18 protein-coding genes are annotated in these 19,096 nt (G+C 44.7%); 9 read left to right on the top strand and 9 right to left on the bottom strand.

The genetic code is table 11. From position 1 onward, the window contains the following. Positions 1–382 precede the first annotated feature (382 nt). The 3 genes from QT979_RS07475 to QT979_RS07465 all read left to right on the top strand — a co-directional run bounded on the left by QT979_RS07475 (position 383) and on the right by QT979_RS07465 (position 3,154). On the top strand, positions 383–1,177 hold the full coding sequence (locus tag QT979_RS07475) for an HAD hydrolase-like protein (protein ID WP_333309001.1): 795 nt from the start codon (positions 383–385) through the stop codon (positions 1,175–1,177). 396 nt (positions 1,178–1,573) lie between these two features. Then, a complete protein-coding gene (locus QT979_RS07470; RefSeq protein ID WP_333309000.1) occupies positions 1,574–2,791 on the top strand; it encodes a DNA double-strand break repair nuclease NurA in 1,218 nt (405 codons plus the stop codon). Between the two features lie 144 nt (positions 2,792–2,935). Beyond that, positions 2,936–3,154, top strand: a complete 219-nt coding sequence (locus QT979_RS07465) for a hypothetical protein (RefSeq protein ID WP_242720424.1) — start codon at positions 2,936–2,938, stop codon at positions 3,152–3,154. A 155-nt stretch (positions 3,155–3,309) separates the two neighbouring features. On the opposite strand, the gene QT979_RS07460 is transcribed toward QT979_RS07465, so the two are convergent. Then, positions 3,310–5,361: an ABC transporter ATP-binding protein gene (locus QT979_RS07460; protein WP_333211787.1), complete on the bottom strand. Its 2,052-nt coding sequence runs from the start codon at positions 5,359–5,361 to the stop codon at positions 3,310–3,312. A gap of 445 nt (positions 5,362–5,806) precedes the next feature. On the opposite strand from QT979_RS07460, the gene QT979_RS07455 reads away from it, so the two are divergent. Further along, on the top strand, positions 5,807–6,328 hold the full coding sequence (locus tag QT979_RS07455; RefSeq protein ID WP_333308997.1) for a GNAT family N-acetyltransferase: 522 nt from the start codon (positions 5,807–5,809) through the stop codon (positions 6,326–6,328). A 70-nt stretch (positions 6,329–6,398) separates the two neighbouring features. Here the strand turns inward: QT979_RS07455 and QT979_RS07450 are convergent, their stop codons facing one another. After that, positions 6,399–7,733 carry a tetratricopeptide repeat protein gene (locus tag QT979_RS07450; RefSeq protein WP_333308995.1) on the bottom strand — a complete coding sequence of 445 codons (1,335 nt, stop codon included), beginning with the start codon at positions 7,731–7,733 and terminating at the stop codon, positions 6,399–6,401. 51 nt (positions 7,734–7,784) lie between these two features. Between QT979_RS07450 and QT979_RS07445 the strand changes: the two genes are divergently transcribed. From QT979_RS07445 to hisC, 4 genes are all read left to right on the top strand, one after another. After that, a complete protein-coding gene (locus QT979_RS07445) occupies positions 7,785–9,014 on the top strand; it encodes an esterase-like activity of phytase family protein (RefSeq protein ID WP_445304758.1) in 1,230 nt (409 codons plus the stop codon). Positions 9,015–9,205: 191 nt separating this feature from the next. Further along, entirely contained in the window at positions 9,206–10,060 is an 855-nt protein-coding gene (locus QT979_RS07440) for an alpha/beta hydrolase (protein ID WP_333211793.1), read from the top strand. Further along, positions 10,057–10,770, top strand: a complete 714-nt coding sequence (locus QT979_RS07435; protein ID WP_333308990.1) for a glycerophosphodiester phosphodiesterase family protein — start codon at positions 10,057–10,059, stop codon at positions 10,768–10,770. The genes QT979_RS07440 and QT979_RS07435 overlap by 4 nt, the downstream gene beginning before the upstream one ends. A gap of 52 nt (positions 10,771–10,822) precedes the next feature. Continuing rightward, the gene (hisC, locus tag QT979_RS07430; RefSeq protein ID WP_333308988.1) at positions 10,823–11,869 is read left to right on the top strand and encodes a histidinol-phosphate transaminase; all 1,047 of its coding nucleotides are present in this window, start codon (positions 10,823–10,825) and stop codon (positions 11,867–11,869) included. An 88-nt stretch (positions 11,870–11,957) separates the two neighbouring features. Here hisC and QT979_RS07425 read toward each other — a convergent pair whose 3' ends face one another. From QT979_RS07425 to QT979_RS07395, 7 genes are all read right to left on the bottom strand, one after another. Continuing rightward, complete coding sequence (locus QT979_RS07425) at positions 11,958–12,425, bottom strand: type II toxin-antitoxin system VapC family toxin (protein WP_333308986.1); 468 nt, start codon at positions 12,423–12,425, stop codon at positions 11,958–11,960. Continuing rightward, a complete protein-coding gene (locus QT979_RS07420) occupies positions 12,419–12,724 on the bottom strand; it encodes an antitoxin family protein (RefSeq protein WP_333308984.1) in 306 nt (101 codons plus the stop codon). The genes QT979_RS07425 and QT979_RS07420 overlap by 7 nt, the downstream gene beginning before the upstream one ends. A gap of 46 nt (positions 12,725–12,770) precedes the next feature. Next, a complete protein-coding gene (locus tag QT979_RS07415; RefSeq protein WP_333211801.1) occupies positions 12,771–13,571 on the bottom strand; it encodes a class I SAM-dependent methyltransferase in 801 nt (266 codons plus the stop codon). A 142-nt stretch (positions 13,572–13,713) separates the two neighbouring features. Then, positions 13,714–15,354, bottom strand: a complete 1,641-nt coding sequence (locus tag QT979_RS07410; RefSeq protein WP_333308982.1) for a 2-isopropylmalate synthase — start codon at positions 15,352–15,354, stop codon at positions 13,714–13,716. A 313-nt stretch (positions 15,355–15,667) separates the two neighbouring features. Next, positions 15,668–16,189, bottom strand: coding sequence for a LabA-like NYN domain-containing protein (locus tag QT979_RS07405; RefSeq protein WP_006633075.1), 522 nt, complete (start codon positions 16,187–16,189; stop codon positions 15,668–15,670). Between the two features lie 337 nt (positions 16,190–16,526). After that, a complete protein-coding gene (locus QT979_RS07400; RefSeq protein WP_333081102.1) occupies positions 16,527–17,177 on the bottom strand; it encodes a response regulator transcription factor in 651 nt (216 codons plus the stop codon). Positions 17,178–17,823: 646 nt separating this feature from the next. Further along, positions 17,824–18,249: a ferredoxin gene (locus QT979_RS07395; protein WP_333308980.1), complete on the bottom strand. Its 426-nt coding sequence runs from the start codon at positions 18,247–18,249 to the stop codon at positions 17,824–17,826. Between the two features lie 404 nt (positions 18,250–18,653). Here QT979_RS07395 and groES point away from each other — a divergent pair, with 404 nt between their 5' ends. Further along, the gene (groES, locus tag QT979_RS07390) at positions 18,654–18,965 is read left to right on the top strand and encodes a co-chaperone GroES (RefSeq protein ID WP_332945088.1); all 312 of its coding nucleotides are present in this window, start codon (positions 18,654–18,656) and stop codon (positions 18,963–18,965) included. Positions 18,966–19,096 lie beyond the last annotated feature (131 nt).

Raw genomic sequence — 19,096 nt, 5'->3', positions numbered from 1 at the left:
GTCAATTCTTCAATGATTCAATCCAGTGACCGAAAGCAGCCAGGGTACAAGCCCCCGTCTTTATCCTGGCATCACCAAAAAATAGTATCCGATAACAAGTCCCCGGATTCATCAGTGATATCGCTTTCTTCAATTCTCAACTTCTTCAATTCTTCAATCCCAAATCTAAAATCTAAAATCTAAAATCGATGTCAATTCTTCAATGATTCAATCCAGTGACCGAAAGCAGCCAGGGTACAAGCCCCCGTCTTTATCCTGGCATCACCAAAAAATAGTATCCGATAACAAGTCCCCGGATTCATCAGTGATATCGCTTTCTTCAATTCTCAACTTCTTCAATTCTTCAATCCCAAATCTAAAATCTAAAATCTAAAATCGATTGATGGCTAATAACTTTCCGACAATTCTAGCTCTTGATTTTGATGGTGTGATTTGTGACGGACTAATCGAATATTTCCAAACCGCTTGGCGTACCTACTGTCAAATCTGGAAACCAGTCGAAACAGTACCAGATCCAGATTTAGCTTTGAGTTTTTACCGAGTGCGGCCCGCCATCGAAACTGGTTGGGAAATGCCGCTGCTAATCCGCGCACTACTCACAGGAATTTCCCCAGAGCAAATTTTGCTAGAGTGGCCCAATATAGTACCGTATTTGTTGACCGAAAATAATTTGAAAGCGCAGTCTGTCGGCGCTATGTTAGACGGATTGCGCGATAATTGGATTGCTGAGGATTTAGCAGGGTGGCTGTCTTTGCACCGCTTTTATCCAGGGGTTGCGGATCGCTTGCACTCGTTGCAGGAGAGTTCGGTGAAAGTGGCGATCGTCACTACAAAGGAAGGCCGTTTTGTGCGAGAACTTTTGCAGCTAGCAGGGGTACAAATGCCGTCAGAGTTGATTTTTGGTAAGGAATACAACAAGCCTAAACACCAAATTTTGCGGGAATTTTTGGCAGCCTCTGGTAATGATTCGACTATTTGGTTTGTGGAAGACCGGTTAAAAACTTTGCTGTCGGTGAAGCAGCAGCCGGATTTATCTCAGGTGAGGTTATTTTTGGCTGATTGGGGTTACAATACTTTGCCCGAACGGGAATCTGTGGCTCAAAATCCACCAGTTCAATTGCTTTCTCTGTCCCAGTTTGCCGGAGATTTTGCCGATTGGCTGCCGATCGACTGTTGATGTTAGATTGGTTTACAGTGGTGATTTTTTTCGCTTTTCAGAGTCAAAAAAAATCACAAAATTTTACATCTTTTTTGTTGACTTTTGCGGCGTAGACATGGTATTTTAATATAATGGGATGGTGGCCAAAATAATATTTTGGCCACCATCCCATTATAAGATAAATATAACAGAAATCCCTCATAAAAGCAAGGCGATCAACAAAAAAAAGATTTTTTTTCAGGTACTCTTGACCTCAAAAACCAGGTTTTTTACTATTTCTGCGGGCTGGTACGAAGTATTTTAGTTAATCAAACCGCGTGTCTGACAAGAAACCAAGTTTCAGCACCCAAAGTTTGAAAAGTGTTTTGATAATTTCTCAGCTTGAAAGCTTTCTAATATTGAGACTTAAAACCAATGCTCGATTTAACTAAAGCAGCCAAGGCAATGCAGGGAATGAGCCAACATTTGAATGTGGAAGCTCACGCGGCTCGCCAACGTTTGGAAGTGGCTCAGAATTTGCTGGTAAAGGCAGCAGCGGAACAGGAAAAATTGGTGGAATTGCAAGAGAATTGGCGCGATCGCACTTTATTCAATGCTGCCACGCCGATCGAGCCATTGTCCGATCGCACCTACATCACCGCACCCCCCGCCTCTCACACAGTCTTTGCCACAGACGGATCGCAAATTTCCCCCAACCATCACGAAATAGCTTACTGCTACCTCCTAAACGTCGGCACAGTCATGCTGCACTACGGCCAAAGCCGTCACCCAGTTTTAGACAGCGTGCCGGAGGTTTTCTACAAACCAGAAGACTTGTACGGTTCGCGACAGTGGGGAATTAGAACCGAAGAATGGATGGGATATCGGCGCGCAGTTTCCGAAGCAATTGCCTTAGCAGAAATGGGCTGCAATTGGGCAAAAGTTAACGACAATAAATTGCCCGCGCCAGCTTTAGCCATGGTAGACGGTTCCCTGATTTATTGGTTTTTGGAACAGTTACCCAGCGAAGCGCGCGATCAAATTTTGCTACCAATTTTAGAAGCTTGGGACAAGTTGCGTTTAGCAGGAATTCCGCTGTTAGGATACTTAAGCGCTTCTCGCAGCAGCGAAAGCTTATCTTTTTTGCGGTTTGAAGCTTGCACCCACGAAGTACCAGACTGCATGACAAATTGCCCGAACGTCGGATTTGCCGCCACAATTTCTTTCGCCGAAAAAGCACCTTGTCAAGAATTTGAACCCTTGCGGGACGCCATCTTGTGGGCAACAATCCTGTCACCGGGACAAAGAAGCCCTTTGTGGAAATCCCAAGCTCGAATTTTAGATTTATACGGTCTTAATTCCGTCTATTTCTGTTACGTTCACGTGGGGACAGAAATTGCTAGAATAGAAGTGCCGGAATGGGTAACACAAGATACAGCACAGCTCGATTTAGCATTAGGAATGATGCTGGCTCAAGTACATAAAGGCGGCGGGTATCCGGTGACGCTAGCAGAAGCTCACAATCAAGCGGTAGTGACGGGGGGCGATCGAAGTCGCTTTTTCGCTTTGTTAGAGCAGCAAATGATTAAAGCCGGCTTAAAAAATGTCGGAATTTCTTATAAGGAAACACGAAAGCGCGGCAGTATTGCTTGAAGTAATAAGTAGAGTAGTCCTGGACGCAGAAACCAGGTTTTTACGAAAATATTGCATTTAAGCCTTTAACACAGATAAAAAACCCGGTTTCTTTGGTATTGATGCGTAAGTTATGTAGAGTTAAAATCAAGTTAAAAATGTTATATGCCAATAGAACTAATTATCTTAATTGCTTCATTACTTGTATCTTGGCTAGTCTTTAATTGGGCGTTTAAAGTGTTGAAAGCCAGCATCGGTACAGCGATTGGTTTAGCAGCAATTGTGCTGGCGATGCAGTTATTGTTTGGCATCGGTCCAAATCAGCTTTTCCAACATATAATTCACTTGCCGGAGACCCTGGGGAAAATGATTTCAGGCAAGTGAGACGATTTTAGATTTGCGATTTTAGATTTTAGATTCTTTGAGATACCCGACTTCTTCAAGAATTCGGGTATCTGGGTATTCGGATAATTTTCCCTCTTATCGATAATTCATCCGTGTATCCGTGTCAAAATCCGTGTCGTGCCTTCCTTCAGATATTAACTTCCCAGCATTTGCAACTTGTACAAACTGGCATACAAACCTTCTAGCTGCAACAACTCTTCGTGGCTACCAGACTCTACTAATTGGCCGCGTTTGAGCACTAAAATACGATCGACATTTCGGATAGTCGAGAGCCTGTGGGCAATAATTATCGCCGTTCTGTCCGCCATCAAACGCTCTAGAGCTTCTTGAATTAAAGCTTCCGTCCCCACATCCAAACTAGCAGTTGCCTCGTCTAGAACTAAGATACTGGGATTGCGGATGGCCGCGCGAGCAAACGCTAATAATTGCTTTTGTCCCCCCGAAAGATTGGTTCCCCGTTCCCGCAATTGCGTGTCATAACCTTGAGGCAACTGTTCGATTAAACGGGCAACATTTGTCTTTTCTGCTGCTGCTTGAATTTCCTCAATCGAGTAACTTTCTCCCAGGCTGATATTGCTCTTCACGTCACCAGCAAATAGAAAGCCATCTTGGATAATCACGCCTATGTGCCTGCGTAACTCTGCTTGAGGCAAATCCCGAATATCGACATGATTAACTAGAATCCGTCCTCGGCTAGGTTCGTAAAGGCGGCACAGGAGACGGATAATCGAACTTTTGCCAGCACCGGTAGGGCCCACTAATGCTACTTTTTCGCCGGATTTGATGGTGAAATTGAGGTTTTGCAGGACATATTCGTCTTGTTTGTAAGCAAACCACACGTTGTCAAATTGGATTTCTCCCGATTCAGAATTCTGCGATTTGGCATTTTCTCCCCCCCGAAGCTTGGGGGGGTTGGCGGGGGGTGATTGGGGATTGTTAGGCACTAAACGATATTCTGAACTTGCTGGATTTTGATGATTATCTGCCAATTCGCGATCGAACGGAGACAAGTTGTAAGCCGTTGCCTCTGGATGTCCAGTTATAAACAACGGTGAATAACCTGCCCTTCTTCCTTCTTCCCTCTTCCCTCTTCCTTCTTCCTTCTTCTCTCTTCCTTCTTCCTTCTTCCCGCTAGTTGGATCTTTAATTTCGATCGGTTCGTTGAGAATATCGCTAATGCGTTCTACAGCGGTAAATCCTGCCTGAATTGCAGTGAATTTCTCAGCAAATTGCCGCAGCGGATCGAAGAGACGCTGAGCAAATAAAATGAATGCCGAGAGAGTACCGAAGTTAAGATTACCAGCTAAAACCCTTTGACCGCCCATCCACAAAACTGCTGCAATCGCCACTAAAGCAATCCATTCTAATGTCGCAGATACGGCTGAGTCGTAAAATATAGTTTTGTCAACTGCTTTAATGTAGCGTTTATTGGTGACGCGAAACAATTGGGAGTTGAATCTTTCGCGGCGGAATAGCTGCACTACCCCAATACCAGTCAGGTTTTCTTGCAGTTGGGCGTTTAGTTCGGAAAGTTCTTCTCTGGTATTGTAATTTGCTATGCGATATTGGTACTGGAAATAAATGATGACTGCGGTAATTGGTATCATCATCAGGACCAACATTAAAGCTAGTTGCCACTGCATGGTAAACATGAAAATGGCAATTACTAAAATTGAAAATAAATCGCTGACAATGCCGATCGCCCCTGAAGAGAAAACCTCTCCCAAAGCTTCTACATCGCTGGTGAGGCGAGTCATCAGTTTACCGACAGGAGTGCGATCGAAAAATCTCACTGCTAGCGATGTGACGTGCGCGAACAAATCATTTCTAATATCAGTAGTAATTATTTGCCCTACTTTCGTGACTAAATAGCCTTGAAGTGATTGCAGTGCTAATCTAAGTGTTATAGTTAGCATGAGCAAAATAGCCAAAATATTCAAGGCAGCAGATAAAGGCACTCCCCGCAAGAATTCGTAGGTAGGTTCCGAGCGAATTACCGAAATTGCCTGTCCGATGAGAATGGGTTGAATTGCTCCTGAGACTGCTAGCGGTACTAATAGTGCGATCGAAATAATCAGCAAGCGTTTGCTGCGGGTTGCATAAGATGCCAACCTCATGAATAACCGCCAGTCTGTTTCCTGGCCGGATTTGTTTTTGGTGTCTGCTACTGGTGAGGAAAGGGTCATCCGATTTTAGATTTTAGATTTTAGATTTTAGATTGCAGAAGCTATTATGCTGCTAAATTCGGCGGCTTTTTGTGAGGATATCGAGCTTTTTTTTCGCTGCGCGGCTTGTAGGGCGGGCGGGCGAGATCAGTTCGCTCAGCTTTGAGCAAAAAAGCTGTACAATATATCCAACTAATAATTGTAGCAAATAGAGTCAGTCAAATGAGGAAATATTGTGCAGATCCAGCAAATTATCCAACCTGACAGCGCTCTGTCACCCGTATTTATTACAACAGCGGATACCCGCTACTTGCCACTTTATGCCTTTAGACATAGAGTTGGCCACTGGTTTTATTTGCTGGTCAAATGCTGGGTTTTCAAAATGCAGTTCACTGCATTGAAGAAATTGATTTTACATTTCACCGTCGTCCCAATGAAAGTGTATTAGCCTTTTTGGGTATAACTTATGCAAGAAATAGAGACAGCCAGATTGTATCTGAGACAATTTAGGCCAGAGGACTTAGACGATCTGTACCGCATCTACAGCGATCCGGAAACAATGAAATACCTCACAGGAGTTAGAACGAGAGAAGCAACAGAAATTGCCATTCATACCATGCTCAAACGTTGGGAACAAAACAACTTCGGAATGTGGGCTTTAGTACATAAAATAGACTGTAAAATGATTGGTCGCTGCGGACTGGCTTTTCTGGATCAGACACCGGAAGTTGAGCTGGGCTATGCGCTAGACAAAGTTTATTGGAATCAAGGATTGGCGACAGAAGCATCTTTTGCTAGTCTCAACTATGGATTTAAAATATTAAAGTTGGAGAGAATAGTTGCGATCGCCCGCCCAGAAAATATCGCCTCTCAGCGGGTGATACAGAAAGTTGGCATGAAATATGAAAAAAATGCTCATTACTACGAAACAGATGTAGTATATTATTATGTGTCGCGAGAAAGTTACCAGTCAAAAGTAGTTTTGTAGGGTGTGCATTGCACACCTTACTGCATTAAAATTACTCACATTGCAAATTGGCATTATTGTCGGCTGACAACTACGAAGTTCTTTGCAATTGCTTGTTAACTTTTTGAATTTTCTTAGCAAAATACTCTTGTCTGTGTCCCAATCTTTTAGCCACGTCCAACCCTTTTTGATAGGATTCCAAAGCTTTATCGTAAGCCTTCATCTCTTGATAAACTTGACCGAGATTGTCGTAAGCGTTCATCAATCCGTAGAAATTGTAAGCCCGCTCTTCTAACAGCAACTGCATTTGATAAATCCGCAAAGTAGGCTCCCACTGCTTTTGCGATCGATAAAGCAATGCTAATTTATCCAAAGCTTCGCTAGCTTGGGCATACTGTTGAATGGGGACGGCTAAATTGTATGCTTCCTGATAGTATTGAGCTGCTAAATTGATTTGGCCTATGGTTTGATAATCGCTGGCGATCGCAATTTTGAGCGGTGGTATAGCGCTGGGATTTTGTAAGTTAAGATACACTGATGCTAGTTTTTCCCTAGCTGCGATCGCCTTTAGGGGTTGTTTCGACTGCTGGTAAACATAGGCCAACTGTCTCAGAGTATCTACCTCAGTTGGAGGAGTTACAGGTTGCGGCGGCGCGCCGTTTCCCGCAACAACAGCAGAATTTTGCACAGCAGAATTAGCAGCAAATAAAGCGCGGTTTTCCTGAATTAAAGTAGCCAATTCCTCATACACGGGAGCCGCTTTATCGTAACTCAACCAATTGATATGAATAAGCCCGATCGCCTTCAAAATCTGACCTTGAGCCAATATATCTTGGTTTTGGCGCGCATTTTCGAGAATTTCTTGGTAAACTTCTACAGTCGGGCCTTTAGCGCGCACCTGCTGAAAAGCCGCAGCGAAGGCGGGAAGCAACTCAGTATTAAGTGGTACTTGAGATTTGACTTGTTTTTGAATTGCTTGCAACCGTTTAGTAATAAGCTGTAGTTCGAGGTTTTTACCGTTACTCCAAGCAACACTTCCCACCCGACTCAAAGCAGCAATTTCCGCCGCCGGGCCCAGATACCTCCGCAGCCGCAATTCTCGGAACCAAATTTCAAAAGCACCCGCGCCGTCTCCAGCTTGCAGTTTAGCCGCTGCTTCTAAGTTTAACTCTTCCAAAGCCGCTGTCAGTTCGTCCCGCTGAGTGTTGCTCAAAGATTCGTTAGCGGGAGCTAGGGGATCGGGTGTGGTAATTTCTAGAGGATTAGGGGAAAATTGATCGAGACCTGGTGGATTAGTTTGGGCGCTAGCAATAGAACCAGCACACAGCCACAGGAAAAGCAAGCACCCAATTGGTACAGAACTTCTCATTCTAAAAATTTGGTTGCCGCGATTCGGCATTCCTTCTCGAAACATCAAGTTTTGCATATCTACAAAACGGTATAAATTATGTCACAAAGATGGCACAAAAGTAAACAATTGAACAAGAGCAACAAAATAAAAATTACCGTGCTGAGCAATTATGGGCATTTAAAGACGCTGGGCGAGCGTATTTTACGCTTATTCAGTCTAGCCCTAATTCTCTTAACTGTTTGCACAGCTTGCGCCCCCCCTCCCGCAGTTGCAAAAGACCGCTCTTTTCCAGAAATGTCCCTAGAATTTTTGGGCGAGTACGAATTGCCAAAAATGAATTTTGAAGGAGTACCAGTCGGCGGTTTATCAGGAATTACCTACGACCCCAAAGGTATTAGTGCAGTCACTTCCAAAGCTTATCGCTTTTACGCTCTTTCCGACGACCCCAGCGAAAACGGAGAAGCCAGATTTTACAGTCTCCGACTCGACCTCACATCAAGTAACCCAGCAAATATTGGCCTGAAAAAAGTTACCGTTGAAGGTGTTACCTCCCTCAAAAAAGCAGACGGTGAAACCTTCTCTTGGGGTTCCATCAATCCCGAAGGCATCGCCCTTTCTCCCCGCAATTCAGTATTTGTCGCCAGCGAAGGCGTCACTCATGCTGGCATCCCTCCTTTTGTAGGAGAGTTTGACCTCAAAACTGGGAAATTGCGGGGAAGTTTGCCAATACCAAAGCGCTATATTCCCGATGCCAGCGATGAAAAACAGCAGCAAGGAGTGCTGGAAAATTTAGGTTTTGAATCTTTAACCATCGACCCAGAAACCTTTAGTCCAGGCGGTCTCGATCCGTTTCGTTTGTTCGCAGCTACGGAAGCGCCCTTAATGCAAGATTTAGACCCGGAACAGGCAAGCAAACTCCGTCTTTTACATTATGTTATCGTCGATAAAACGCCGCAATTAGTATCGGAAAATCTTTACAACTTAGACCAAGTTCCCATGACTATTTTGAACGGTTTAACAGAATTAGTAACTGTAGGTGGCGGTCAGATTCTGAGTTTAGAACGTTCTTTTGGACTGTCGGGGTACAGCGCTAGAATTTATCAAATAGCAGTTGGGGCGGCTACAGATACTTCGAGAATCCAGAGTTTCAAAGGACGAGTGGCGGTGGAACCTGTTAAGAAAAAGTTGCTCCTAGACTTAAGCGAACTCGGAATTCCGCTGTACAATTTAGAGGGGATGACCCTTGGCCCGCGCTTGCCAGATGGCAGCCAGAGTCTAGTTTTGGTCAGCGATGACAATTTTGATGAAGCGCAGAAAACTCAGTTTATCTTGTTGAGTTTGAAGGGCAAAGGTTAAGTCCGAAGGGCGGGCTAGAAGCCCAGCCCACCCACCCACAAGAAAAATTATTCTTTGTGAACAGGGATATTGCCTGCTTATGAAAAAATTACAAGAAAATTCACTCTTTGTGGAACAGGCATCTTGCCTGTTCATAAAAATACTATAAATGAGGTGAAATAAAATTTATCCAACTATAAAACACCCTAATCATGCCAACTCGTAAGACTTTGCAATTACCAGAAATCGAACTTTCCTATCTAGAATGGCAACCAGAAACAGGGGAAGAAAAAGTTCCGCGTTTGCTGCTGCTGCACGGTTTAGCAGATAGTGCGTGTGTCTGGACTAGCTTGGGCAATTACTTGTCCAACCGCTATCATATTGTAGCGCCCGATATGCGCGGTCACGGAGAAAGTAGCCAACCGAAAACAGGCTATACTTTTGAAAGTGCGATCGCAGATTTAGAAGCTTTGATGGCACATCTCAACTGGCCAGACGCCCACATTTTAGGACATTCTTGGACGGGAAAACTAGCACCGATTTGGGCGCGGCAAAATCCCGATCGCTTTTGCAGTATGATTTTAGTAGACCCCATCTTCATCACCAAAATGCCCGCGGCGATGAAACTCACCCTGCCAATTGTTTACCGAAAATTAGACTGTCTCAAATGTGTGGGCCCGTTTGCGACTTTATCCCAAGCAGAAGCAGCAGCAAAACAATCGGGAGAATACGCAGATTGGAGTGATGTGCAGCAAATGGTATTCCAACAGCAAATCGAACAAAAATCAGACGGAAATTGGGGCAGTAAATTTGCGATTGCAGCCAGAAATCAGATATTCGCAGAAGTGATGAAAGTTGCCGGTTTAACTGAAAATATTGAGATACCAACTTTGTTTGTACAGCCGGAAAAAGGCGTAAATCGCATGGCTTGGCAAATGCAGCCATACCATAGATACTTGAAAAATCTTACCGTTGCCAAAGTACCGGGGAATCACTGGTCTTTTTTGACTGAACCGGAAACTTTTAATCAAACTGTGGCAGATTTTTTAGAGGGCACAAGACAGTGAATTTAGAAATTATCGCACATCGGGGATTTTCGGCGATCGCCCCCGAAAATACTTTAGCAGCTTTTGAACTGGCGATCGCCCGTGGCGCTCATTCGATCGAATTTGACATCCAGCTATCCGCCGACAACGTACCAGTGATTTTTCATGACGCAACACTGGATAGAATAACTGGAGTTTCTGGCAAAGTTAGGGAAAAAACTCTGTCCCAATTGCAGACACTTAATGCGGGAAAATGGTTTAGCGATGAATTTTCACAACAAAAAATTCCTACCTTAAAAGAATCATTAGCTATCCTCAAAAATGTTGACAAATTTCTTTACTTTGATGTCAAGCCGCACTGCGAGTGGTCTGATTCAGATGTCGCGGATTTTGTCAACACTTTGAAGGGCGCAGAGCTCCAACATAAATGCGTTATTACTTCCTTTAACGATGGATTTCTGGAACAAGTGCGGCGGCTATCTGGCGATTTGGCGATCGGACATATTGTTGCTAATCTAGAAGCATACAAAACTCAATTAGCTCAAGCTGTGGCGCATCGGGATAATTTGATTAGCAGTCTGTATCGCGTGTTGCTGGAAAACCCCGCACTAATTCAAGAAAGCCGGAGTCAGGGAGTTGACATTGTGGCCTGGACGGTGGACGCTCGAGCGGATATGCAAAAGTTACTTGATTTGGGTATAACGCGGATAGTCACTAATTGTTTGATATGATATTTTTAACCGCAGATGCAGGCAGATTAACGCAGATTAACGCAGATAATAGATGAATTACTTTCGCAAAAACATCCACGAAATGTCTGGCTATGTGCCGGGGGAACAGCCCCCGCTAGGCACAAAAATTATTAAACTAAATTCTAATGAAAATCCCTATCCGCCTTCTTCCAAAGCCTTAAAAGTGCTTCAGGAAATAGACGGAGAAATGCTGCGCCGCTATCCAGATCCGACTGGCAAACTTTTCCGCATTGCTGCTAGTCAAGTTTTGGGAGTTGCTGACGATTGGATTGTTGTAGGTAACGGCAGCGACGATTTATTAAATTTGATAGTTCGCGCTGTGGGCGAATCTGGGAAACAGATTGTTTGTCCCGCGCCAACCTATGTATTGTACCGCACTTTGGCAGAAATTCAAGATGTAAAGTTTGTGGAAGTTCCTTATCCCGATGACTACAAGTTACCCGTCGATTTGCTAATAGCAGCCCAGGGTGCAGTGACATTTATAGCTTCGCCAAACAGTCCATCGGGAACAGCCATATCTGTTGCAGATTTGGAGAAACTGGCTAAAGAGTTATCGGGCATTCTTGTCATCGACGAAGCTTATGTAGATTTCGCCGAGGAAAATGCTTTGTTTTTGACAAAAAAGTACAGTAATGTTATAGTTTTGAGGACGCTTTCAAAAGGTTATTCCCTGGCAGGATTGAGGCTGGGTTTTGGCATAGCAAATCCGGCGCTGCTGGCAGAATTAAATAAAATCAAAGACAGCTATAATGTGGATGCTTTAGCCTATGCAGTGGGGGCGGCTGCGATCGCAGATCAAGACCACAAAATAGCCAACGCCGAAAAGATTAAGGCTTCGCGAGCAAAACTAGCCGTTAGCTTCAAGGAATTAGGCTTTGACGTTTGGCCTTCGCAAACCAACTTTTTGTTAGTTAGGCCACCAAACGGCGATGCAGAAAGAATTTATCAAACACTGAAAGTACGGGGAATATTGATTCGATACTTCAATCAGCCGCGATTAGAAGACAAATTACGGATTAGTGTAGGTACGGAGGAACAGAATCAAATATTAGTTAAAACTTTGAAAGAAATCCTATAAATAACGATCGCACTAAAATTAGTTTCTAGTGATGACTTTAGCCCTCTGATTTTTATGAGGACTTGCATCCTCGCTACAGACAGCTTGATTACGGATAATTATTAGGATTGTCAATCGCCAACCCTGCCGACTGAGCAATATCCAGCAATCTGTTGTCCGCCGAAACAAAAATTAGTTGAGTTTCTGGCACGGAAAGGAGAGTAGATTGAACGCGCAAAGCTGACGCTAATTGCACAGAATCATAAGCCCGCAGCGGGTTTTGCATCACCAGTGCGCCCGCTGTTTCTATCAAAGTGCGATCGACTTCAAGAACTTCATACTGGTTGTCAAAATCCGTGCGAAAATCTCCCATAAGTTGGTCAACCTCATCGCCAGATAGACTACCCTCTCGTTGACGGCGTGAAAAAGCGCTGCATACCTCCACCCAAGTAATCTGAGAAATAGCTAGAAAGTTAGCGGCGGCAGGAACAGTAATTGATTGAATCCAATTACTTCCCAATTCAGGCACATACCGTTTAACCAAAGCGCTGGTGTCTAAGAAATAGGCATTTACCACGGGCCGCGATCCTCAATAACGATTTCAGAAAGAGGTTTTCCCACTCTTCCCTTAAGTTTTTCAAACAGTTCGCGCCGCTTTTGTTCGGCGGCTGCATCTAGCTTAAACTGTTTTGTTGGCAAACCCATCAATTTTTGTATATCCCTCAACTTAATCGCCTTTTCGCGATCGCCCTTGAGTTCTTCCTGCGAAACTTCCGCTACAATTGTGATTTGCACAGTTTCCCCATCATTCAATGACAAAGGACTCAAGGGACGCAAAACCCCATTTTCGTAGATAGCAGTAATAGTTTCTGGCATAATTAGCCTCTTAATTAAATGCTTTGACTTATTGTACTTCTTTTAATTACTTCGTTGCCACCACAGCCAAATTCCAAGCCAAGCGCTTCATCAAAGGCAACTTCTTCAAAAAGCCATCCCACCCTTCTAACCTAGAATATTCCGGTTTCAATCTCTCTTGTTCAATGATAATCTTTTTCCAATAACGCTCCTCATTGGGATGCACTTTTTCGATCAAATAAAAGCGTAAAAATATCCAAAGCGATGTCAGCCAAAACGTATCGTAAGCCGTCTCCGAAAACAAAGACTTAACACAATTCACAATATTAATATCCAGAGGAGTTTCATCCTCCGTCCGCACCTCAGTAGCCATCCTACGGTAAACATTAATCACCGGATTGTGCTTCATCGGGTCCCAAAAACAAGCTTTACCCCCAGGTTTTAGCACGCGGTGCATTTCGCGAATTGCCTTTTCAGGTTCCGGCAAATGGTGCAGCAAATTAGAAGCGTAAACAATATCAAAACTATTGTCCGGGAAATCTATAGCCATTGCATTCACCGTGCAGCCGTCTATTTTGACGCCGTTTTTCTCAGCCAATTTCAGAGCAACTTCTACCATGCCCTGAGAATAGTCTGCCGCGACACAATTGGCGCCTTTTTTAGCAAAATAAACGCTATTTTCTCCCGCGCCGCAGCCTAAATCTAACAGGCGTTTTCCTGTAATATCGCCCATTTGCTGGACGATAAATCTATTTTCTGGGGCGGTACAAGCTTCAAAGTAATCATTAACTCGAATGCCGTCAATATCGATTGTGGATGCCCAAGCATCGTGGAATTGCCGCTCTTTTTTTAAAGTTTCGTCTTGCATTTTTGAAGATTTGGTTATTAGTAAAAAAAGTAATTTTAAACCGCAGATAAACCCGGATTAAGGCAGATTAATTGAGATTTATCTGCTTCGATCTGGGTTCGTCTGCGGTTGGTTTCAAGAAAAATGGCTGACAATAAATTTATCAGCGCTGTGCTTTTGCAACAACTTGATTTGCGATCGTAGTTGGCTGTTCCGAAGATTTTTCAGCACTATGCTGCAATGCCTGATACAGGCGATTTAAAGCGCTGATGTATGCTTCTGCGGACGCTACGATAATGTCGGTATTTGCTGAGTGACCGGAAAATACTTTGCCTTCGTGCCGCAAGCGAATTGTTACTTCGCCGATCGCATCTATGCCCGCTGTTACCGATTGTACAGAAAACTCGATCAACTCGTTGGGTACGTTTACCACCCGGTTAATTGCCCTGTAAATCGCATCCACAGGCCCAGTGCCGATCGCAGCATCGGTCAATTCTTCGCCCGCCGGATTCCGCACTGTGACCGTTGCTGTCGGCCGCGATTTGTCACCGCAAGAAACCTGTACCAATTCTAACCGGAACAGTTCCGGTGCTTGGTGCACTTCGTTATTGGCGATCGCTTCTAAATCCCAATCAGTAATCTCTTTTTTCTTGTCCGCTAAATCTTTGAACTTGACAAAAGCCTTATTTAGCTCATCGTCGGCCATTTCAAAACCCAACTCTTTCAAGCGAGTCTGAAATGCGTGGCGGCCGGATAATTTGCCCAAGACGATTTGATTTTCCGTCAAGCCGATCGACTCAGCATCCATAATCTCGTATGTCCGCTTATTTTTCAGCACCCCGTCTTGGTGAATTCCCGACTCGTGAGCAAAAGCATTTGCGCCGACAATCGCCTTATTTGGCTGCACCAACATCCCCGTCAAAGTGGAAACCAAGCGCGAAGTTTTGTAAATTTGGCGCGAGTCAATATTTGTCAGCGGTTCCTCAGAATCTGCAGCCCTGCCCAAGAACGGATTATAATATTGGCGCCGCACGTAAAGCGCCATTACCAACTCTTCCAGAGCTGCATTTCCCGCCCGTTCACCAATCCCGTTAATCGTGCATTCTAACTGTCTGGCGCCATTTTTCACAGCTTCCAAAAAGTTAGCAACAGCCAATCCTAAGTCATTGTGACCGTGAACTGAAATAATTGCGCGATCGATATTCGGCACATTTTCCTTAATTCCCCGAATCAAAGCCCCAAACTCGCTCGGAGTCGTGTAACCGACAGTATCGGGAATATTAACAGTAGTTGCACCCGCTGCGATCGCTCGTTCTAGAACCTGATACAAAAACTCCGGTTCCGAACGACAAGCATCTTCCGGCGAAAACTCCACATCATCCACAAAAGACTTAGCGTAAGCTACCATTTCCGGCACAATTTCCAGAACCTCAGCCCGCGTCTTTTTCAGCTTATACTCCAAGTGAATATCGGACGTAGCCAGAAACGTATGAATTCGCGAATTTACCGCGGGTTTCAGAGCCTCGGCTGCTGTTTTAATATCCTCCTTTCTCGCCCTCGCTAAACCGCAAATTGTCGGTCCATTTTCTGTGCCAACCGATCGGGCTATTTTTTGGACTGCCTCGAAATCTCCCGTGCTGGTGAAAGGGAAACCCGCTTCAATCACATCTACGCCCAATCTCGCTAACTGGCGAGCGATCGTCAGCTTTTCATCCACATTCAGAGATGCACCCGGAGATTGTTCTCCGTCCCGCAAAGTCGTATCGAAAATAATAATCCGGTCTTGACTTGGTTGAGTTTTCATAGCTCTAAAAAGTGTTTTCCTGATTTTTACTTGTCCGTTTTTCTGGATTTTAGCCTCCAGTCAGTCAATTTTAGATTTTAGATTTTAGATTTTAGATTTACTCCACAGATGAATCTGGGAACTTGAACCTTAGTCTAAAATTTTGGGCTACTGGCGCCTCCAATCGGAAAGCAAGTATGCGTTTTTGGGCGGGGACACCAATCCCGTGTTTCGCGCCAATAACGAATAATTAATAACCCATAACCCATAATTACTGACTAATGACTAATAATTACTGACTAACGACTAATGACTAACGACTAATAACTACTGACTAATAATCCATCTTCTCGATATGTTCCCTAATTTCATTTAGGTCTATATACCTATCTGTAGCATTTCGTAACTCTCTAGCAATCATTCCTTCGGTTGATACCACAGTAATATGAGTATTTTTCGAGCGGAGCAGCTCGATCGCCCGCTCAAAATCCCCATCCCCGCTAAACAGCACAACTTGGTCGTATTGATCCACGGTATTAAACATATCAACCACAATTTCTATGTCTAAATTAGCCTTTTGAGAATATCTGCCCGAAGCATCGTCGTAATATTCCTTAAGAATTTTAGTGCGAACCGTGTAACCCAGACTGATCAAAGCATCTCGAAATCCCCTTTGATCTTGGGGATCTTTCAGACCCGTATACCAGAAAGCATTGATCAAGATGACATTCGGCTGCGAAGTTTTGAAATATTCGAGCACCCTGCGAGGATCAAAAAACCAACCGTTCTTTTGTTGAGCGTAGAACATATTGTTCCCGTCCACAAAAATAGAAAGGCGGTTCATTAAGTTTGTCATAGAAACTTAGACCTAATAATTGTAGAAAGAAGTTAATCTAAATATCACATTTTAGCAACATGGAGCTAACTGAGGCAATAGATTAGACTTCAGAAAACTCCATCTCCCCAGTATTTCATATTTTCGGCTCTACCGCCAGAGGGCTCTTTTAACCCTGCTTGCATTTGAGCGAGGGGCCCTCACAAACTATACGCCCAGTAACTTAATACCGGCTGCCGTGTCAAGGTTAATGGCGCCTTCAAACTACCGTGCCCACCGCCCTACAGCCAAGCAGGCATACCGAAGCGCATAGCAGTAGATTTTGCTCCCCTGATTTCATAGCGCAGACTACCTCAGCTCAAGCCTTTTTGCTTTCAAGAGCCCAGCGAGCTAACTCTGTCCGGTTGTGCAGACCTGTTTTGCCCAGCATATTGCTGACGTGGCTTTCGATTGTCCGCTGGCTGACATTCATCACGTCTGCGATCTGGCGGTTTGCCATACCCTGCGCTAGCAACTGTACGACCTTTAACTCAGTGGGAGTCAATTCGACATTGCGGCGCGCCTTAATTTTTGGGCCACTGTCCATACCGGGATTTGAGTGGCTAATCAAGCGGGATGCAGCTTTCAGAGAAGATTCCACTTGGGCCACCAGTTCTTCTGGTTCAAAAGGCTTGACTATATAAACGTCAGCCCCAGTGCTCAAGCCTTTTACTCGGTCTGAACTTTGACCTTTTGCGGACAAGAAAAGAACCGGAATCCAGCTCGTGCGAGGGTCTTCTCTGATGTGTTTGACTAAAGTGTAGCCGTCCATTTCCGGCATCATCACGTCGCAGATCATCAAGTCGGGAACTTCTTGTTCTAGTTTTTCCAGAGCGTCTCTGCCGTTTTCTGCTGTAATGACGTTGTAACCCCGAAACTCCAAGTAGTCCTTGACCAGCAAGATCAAATTGGGGTCGTCGTCAACCAGCATCAGCCGTTTTTGTTCTCCTGAATTATTGTCCTTTGTCATGTTTATTCCCGCTAAAGTATCCCGCATACTTCCTTGTTTTCACTTCTGTTTTTTCGGTCAGTCCCCCGCCACCCGGCTGGGAGTGGAGGACGACGATCGACTGAAGGGATGGCGGTGAGGGAAAGCGGGGCGGGTATTACCGCTTCCCAACCTGTAATCGACGGCTGTTTGTGAGTGTCTTACGACCTGGAACGCAGCCAAAACCAGTAATGGACGATCGCCCTGTCAAGATCAGCCTTGATTGATTGGAGATTGCCTAACAGAGCGCAAGTTAAATATTTAATCTCGATCGGTTCAATTTCAGGTCAATGCCCCGGTTTTAAATGATACTTCTGATATAGAGAAATTTAAGCAGACTCCCTACTTACGTATTTAACTGTTTCTAGTGTAGTTTGGCAACCTCCTGAGTGTCTGCCACTGAGAAATTTTGTGCAAAAATTTCTCAGTTCCTCCGATCGATTTTTTTTGTGTACCTTTTGAGAAACACCAGGAACACGGGAAGCCACACAGGGAAGACAAGAACCTAACTACAGTTTTATGGAGCTGTAGCAGGTGCGATCGCCCGCAAGCCAAACTGTCTCAAATTCTCACCCTTAACCTTAAATTTAACCTTTAATTATACCCATGTACTTTAACAGCGCTATAATTAGACGTTTTGCTCCGCCTCAGCAGGCACTGGCAAAGGATGAGTCAAGAAAGCGTATTCTTGAACGACTTTTGAGTTTAGAAGATGTTCCTGAATAATTCTCTCAATGACGGGTGGAGTAACGTCGCGATACCACACTCCGTCTGGATAGACTACCATAATCGGGCCAGACGCGCACACTCGCAGGCAATTGGCTTTCGTGCGAAAGACGCAGGTTGGTCGAGTGGCACTTGGCTTGTCCAAGCCCAATTCTTGCAAGCGTTTTTTTAAGTAATTCCACGCCTCCAGACTTGTTTGCCGATCGCAGCACTTGGGCACGGTTTGGTCGGCACAGATAAAAATATGCCGCTCGATTTGAGAGATTCCCAGGCTTTGGACGCAAGCGCTCAAGCCTTGGCTGCAAGATTCCTCGTTATTTTCTGTCATTTTATTCATCAATCAAAAGTAATTGGTTAGCGGTCTAAAGTCATCACCACAGCCTGTACTCCCAGGGCGGTTTCATTCTCTTGTAGGGGCTGCCCCCCGTGGCTGCCCCTACCTATGAAATAACCGAAAAATCGTCGGTGGGGAGGGTAGGCACGGGGGCACTACCCCTACAAAATCCTCGTTTTTTGGAGAATGAAACAGCCCTGCACTCCCCCCTCTCCTTCCCCTCAACTCATGCTCGGTTCGGGAACCCGTACTGACAACTAAGTTGCGATCGCCCCTTTCTAGAGCTAAATTAGCACTCAGGAGTCGAGAGTGCTAATATGTCAGTTGTAAGTAGTCCGCTGTTGCTTTCATCGTGACCCCTGACGACTGACGACAATCTGTAATCTGGAGATTTATTTATGGCAGCAGTATCACTGAGTGTTTCTACCGTTAAACCGTTAGGCGAGCGCGTGTTCGTAAAAGTAAGCGCTAGCGAAGAAAAAACCGCCGGCGGCATCCTTCTGCCCGACACAGCTAAGGAAAAGCCCCAAGTAGGCGAAGTCGCGGCCGTGGGCCCCGGCAAGCGCAATGACGACGGCACCCGCATTGAAATGGAAGTCAAAGTCGGCGACAAAGTTCTCTACTCGAAGTACGCCGGCACCGACATCAAACTCGGCACAGACGAATACGTCTTGCTTGCAGAAAAAGACATTCTGGCGATCGTTAACTAATAATCATTAGTCATCAGTCCTTAGTCCTTAGTCATCAGTCATTAGTTTAAAGCGAACGCCGCCAAACAACTAATGACACGGGACAAATGACTAAAATCCATCATCCCCCATCCAAAATCTCAAACCCTCTC

This window comes from Microcoleus sp. w2-18bC1, assembly GCF_036700365.1.
Lineage (GTDB): Bacteria > Cyanobacteriota > Cyanobacteriia > Cyanobacteriales > Microcoleaceae > Microcoleus.
Note: the sequence above shows the minus strand (reverse complement) of the source record. Positions and strands in the feature narration are given on the sequence as shown.

What these genes read in the sequence shown, in the direction of transcription:
- QT979_RS07475 (WP_333309001.1), top strand. Translation starts at nt 383, where the DNA reads ATGGCTAATAACTTTCCGACAATTCTAGCTCTTGATTTTGATGGTGTG.
- QT979_RS07470 (WP_333309000.1), top strand. Translation starts at nt 1,574, where the DNA reads ATGCTCGATTTAACTAAAGCAGCCAAGGCAATGCAGGGAATGAGCCAA.
- QT979_RS07465 (WP_242720424.1), top strand. Translation starts at nt 2,936, where the DNA reads ATGCCAATAGAACTAATTATCTTAATTGCTTCATTACTTGTATCTTGG.
- QT979_RS07460 (WP_333211787.1), bottom strand. Translation starts at nt 5,361, where the DNA reads ATGACCCTTTCCTCACCAGTAGCAGACACCAAAAACAAATCCGGCCAG.
- QT979_RS07455 (WP_333308997.1), top strand. Translation starts at nt 5,807, where the DNA reads ATGCAAGAAATAGAGACAGCCAGATTGTATCTGAGACAATTTAGGCCA.
- QT979_RS07450 (WP_333308995.1), bottom strand. Translation starts at nt 7,733, where the DNA reads ATGCAAAACTTGATGTTTCGAGAAGGAATGCCGAATCGCGGCAACCAA.
- QT979_RS07440 (WP_333211793.1), top strand. Translation starts at nt 9,206, where the DNA reads ATGCCAACTCGTAAGACTTTGCAATTACCAGAAATCGAACTTTCCTAT.
- hisC (WP_333308988.1), top strand. Translation starts at nt 10,823, where the DNA reads ATGAATTACTTTCGCAAAAACATCCACGAAATGTCTGGCTATGTGCCG.
- QT979_RS07420 (WP_333308984.1), bottom strand. Translation starts at nt 12,724, where the DNA reads ATGCCAGAAACTATTACTGCTATCTACGAAAATGGGGTTTTGCGTCCC.
- QT979_RS07415 (WP_333211801.1), bottom strand. Translation starts at nt 13,571, where the DNA reads ATGCAAGACGAAACTTTAAAAAAAGAGCGGCAATTCCACGATGCTTGG.
- QT979_RS07410 (WP_333308982.1), bottom strand. Translation starts at nt 15,354, where the DNA reads ATGAAAACTCAACCAAGTCAAGACCGGATTATTATTTTCGATACGACT.
- QT979_RS07405 (WP_006633075.1), bottom strand. Translation starts at nt 16,189, where the DNA reads ATGACAAACTTAATGAACCGCCTTTCTATTTTTGTGGACGGGAACAAT.
- QT979_RS07400 (WP_333081102.1), bottom strand. Translation starts at nt 17,177, where the DNA reads ATGACAAAGGACAATAATTCAGGAGAACAAAAACGGCTGATGCTGGTT.
- QT979_RS07395 (WP_333308980.1), bottom strand. Translation starts at nt 18,249, where the DNA reads ATGACAGAAAATAACGAGGAATCTTGCAGCCAAGGCTTGAGCGCTTGC.
- groES (WP_332945088.1), top strand. Translation starts at nt 18,654, where the DNA reads ATGGCAGCAGTATCACTGAGTGTTTCTACCGTTAAACCGTTAGGCGAG.